This window comes from Microbacterium sp., assembly GCF_036566905.1.
In the GTDB taxonomy this organism is placed as follows: domain Bacteria; phylum Actinomycetota; class Actinomycetes; order Actinomycetales; family Microbacteriaceae; genus Microbacterium.
In genome coordinates, this window is the sequence record NZ_DATCVK010000018.1 from 1 (window position 1) to 2,599 (window position 2,599).

The 2,599-nt window shown below is 68.5% G+C and carries 3 protein-coding genes and 2 tRNA genes; 2 read left to right on the forward strand and 3 right to left on the reverse strand.

Going from position 1 to position 2,599, the window contains the following annotated elements:
- Positions 1 to 47: 47 nt before the first annotated feature.
- Positions 48 to 119, reverse strand: a tRNA-Gly gene (locus tag VIP82_RS01935).
- 249 nt (positions 120 to 368) lie between these two features.
- On the opposite strand from VIP82_RS01935, the gene VIP82_RS01940 reads away from it, so the two are divergent.
- Both VIP82_RS01940 and VIP82_RS01945 read left to right on the forward strand, forming a co-directional pair.
- Positions 369 to 441 (forward strand) — tRNA-Val (locus tag VIP82_RS01940).
- 160 nt (positions 442 to 601) lie between these two features.
- Complete coding sequence (locus VIP82_RS01945) at positions 602 to 955, forward strand: VOC family protein (RefSeq protein ID WP_331905615.1); 354 nt, start codon at positions 602 to 604, stop codon at positions 953 to 955.
- A gap of 40 nt (positions 956 to 995) precedes the next feature.
- Here the strand turns inward: VIP82_RS01945 and VIP82_RS01950 are convergent, their stop codons facing one another.
- Together VIP82_RS01950 and VIP82_RS01955 are read right to left on the reverse strand one after the other, a co-directional pair.
- Positions 996 to 1,592 (reverse strand): type II toxin-antitoxin system PemK/MazF family toxin, encoded by a 597-nt coding sequence (locus VIP82_RS01950; RefSeq protein WP_331905616.1) that lies wholly within the window; start codon positions 1,590 to 1,592, stop codon positions 996 to 998.
- Between the two features lie 42 nt (positions 1,593 to 1,634).
- Positions 1,635 to 2,599, reverse strand: a 965-nt coding sequence (locus VIP82_RS01955) for an ammonium transporter (RefSeq protein WP_331905617.1), incomplete at its 5' end; no start/stop codon positions are given.

Here is a 2,599-nt window from a genome sequence, read left to right on the forward strand (position 1 = left end):
TCACCACCAAAAGAACAGGAATGGGGCTTTCGCCCCATCCTGATCAGAGCGGATGACGAGATTCGAACTCGCGACCCTCACCTTGGCAAGGTGATGCGCTACCACTGCGCCACATCCGCGTTGCTCGCATTTCTGCGTGCAGGAAGACTCTAACTGATTCCCTGAACGATTCACAAACTGACGGGGTCGACCGGCGCATTCGCGCTGGTCACGCGCCGAATCCGACCCCGCATCCCGGGCGTGTCGAGGGGGTTCGGCACCTGTTCAGGCGTGCTCCGAACATGCACCGTCCGCTCGATGTGCATTCACCCCGTACGGTCGGCTAGTATCGAGTCCGCGGTCATTCGCGTGACTCGCGAATCCCACATGGGCGATTGGCGCAGCTGGTAGCGCGCTTCCTTCACACGGAAGAGGTCGTCGGTTCGAGCCCGGCATCGCCCACGAAAGCCCCCTCTCCACAGGGGGCTTTCTTCATTTCCGGGGCGCGCACCGGCTCTAGGCCTCCCCCGACCCGGAAACCACCGCCGGCCACCACCCGTTGTGGCTGCTCCCCTCGCCGACTACCGTGTGCCGTATCCACGCGTCGAAGCGAGGGGGAACCATGTCGGGCGAAGTCTCATTCATCGAGTTCGGGGCTGCGGATGCCATGACGGCACGCACCTTCTACGGCAAGCTATTCGGCTGGACTTTCGAGTCGGGGCCGGGTGGCGACGGCTACGCGGTGACCGGAGCCGGCGTGCCCGCCGGCGTCCACGGCAGCGACCCGGGCGCCCCACCGTACGTCTTCTTCAGGGTCGACGACCTCGATGCCGCCGCGGCGGCGGTCGAGCGTCTCGGCGGCACGGTCGAAACTCTCCCGGGCGACGAGGCGTCGACGGCGCTGTTCGGCGAGTTCCGCCTCTGCCACGACGACCAGGGGTCGCCGTTCGGGCTGCATCGACCGCCACGAGCCTGATCGGGCTCACGCAGCCGCCGACGTCCGCGAGGCGGGCGCGTCAGCGCCAGCCGTACCTCGCATCGAGCTCGGCGGCCACGCGGCCGTAGCGCTCGGCGTCGAGCGAAGCCGCCTCGCGACGCATGCCACCGGCGCGCACGCGGAAGACCCGGTCGATGCGCGCCCAACTCGGTCGGCCCTCGCCGTCCCAGGCGCCGGTGCCGAGCGACACGAAGTCGCGATCGCCGTCGTGCGCCTTGCTGGTCAGTTGCACCGCCAGGTAGTCGCCTGCGCCGGATGCCGCGACGACGACGACCGGCCGGTCCTTGCCACGCCCGTCGTTCTCCTCGTACGGCACCCAGGTCCACACGACCTCGCCGGGATCGGGCTCGCCATCGCGCGACGGCGCATAGCTCAGCTGCACGCCGCGGAGGCGCCGCGGGTCGACCTCGATCGTGGCGGAGTCCCCCGCCTGCCCCGGAGACAGCGTGTCGGTCGACGACGACCACTCAGAGGCATCCGCTGTTCGCGTCGCGCCGACCGTCTGCGGGCGTGACTGCGACTGCGTCTGGCCGACCGACGATCGAGACGATCCGCTGCCGAAGAGCGCTCCGACGACGCGGACGAGGGCGGTGAGGAAGCGGCTGGTGTCTGACACACCGGCACACTACCCCACCGCCCTCGCGGTGATCCGTCAGGTTCAGACGCTCTCGAGCTTGTACGCGTCCTCGCCGTGGACCACGGTGTCGACACCCGCGATCTCGTCTTCGTTCGTCACCCGGAAGCCCATCGTCTTCTGGATGATCGTGCCGATGATGAAGGCGAGCACGAACGAGTAGGCGAGCACGGTGAAGGCTGCGATCGCCTGCACCATCAGCTGGGTCAGGTCACCGCTGTAGATGAGTCCCGTGTTGTTGGCGAAGAAGCCGAGGTACAGCGTGCCGATGAGGCCGCCGACGAGGTGGATGCCCACGACGTCGAGCGAGTCGTCGAAGCCGAACTTGAACTTCAGGTCGATGGCGAGGGCGCAGACCGCGCCGGCGATGAGGCCGAGCACGATCGCCCAACCCGGGGTGAGCGACGCGCACGCCGGGGTGATCGCCACGAGACCGGCCACTGCACCGGATGCCGCGCCGACCGACGTGGGCTTGCCGTCCTTGATCTTCTCGACGAGGAGCCAGGCGAGCAGTGCCGCTGCCGGGGCGGCGAGGGTGTTGACCCAGGCGAGCGCCGCGGTGCCGTCGGCTGCGAGCTCGGAGCCCGCGTTGAAGCCGAACCAGCCGAACCAGAGGAGGCCGGCGCCGAGGAGCACGAACGGCGGGTTGTGGGGCACGTGGGCGCCCTTCGAGAAGCCGACGCGCTTGCCGAGCACGAGCGCCAGTGCCAGGGCGGCAGCACCGGCGTTGATGTGCACCGCGGTGCCACCGGCGAAGTCGATGACGCCGACGCCGAACCACTCCTGCATGCCGTACGTGGTCCAGCCGCCGTATGCGAACTGCCCGGTCTCGGGGTCGAGGCCGAAGTTGAAGACCCAGCTCGCGACCGGGAAGTAGACGATCGTCGCCCAGACGGCGGCGAAGATCATCCAGGCGCCGAACTTGGCGCGGTCGGCGATGGCACCCGAGATGAGCGCGACCGTGATGATCGCGAAGGTCGCCTGGAAGG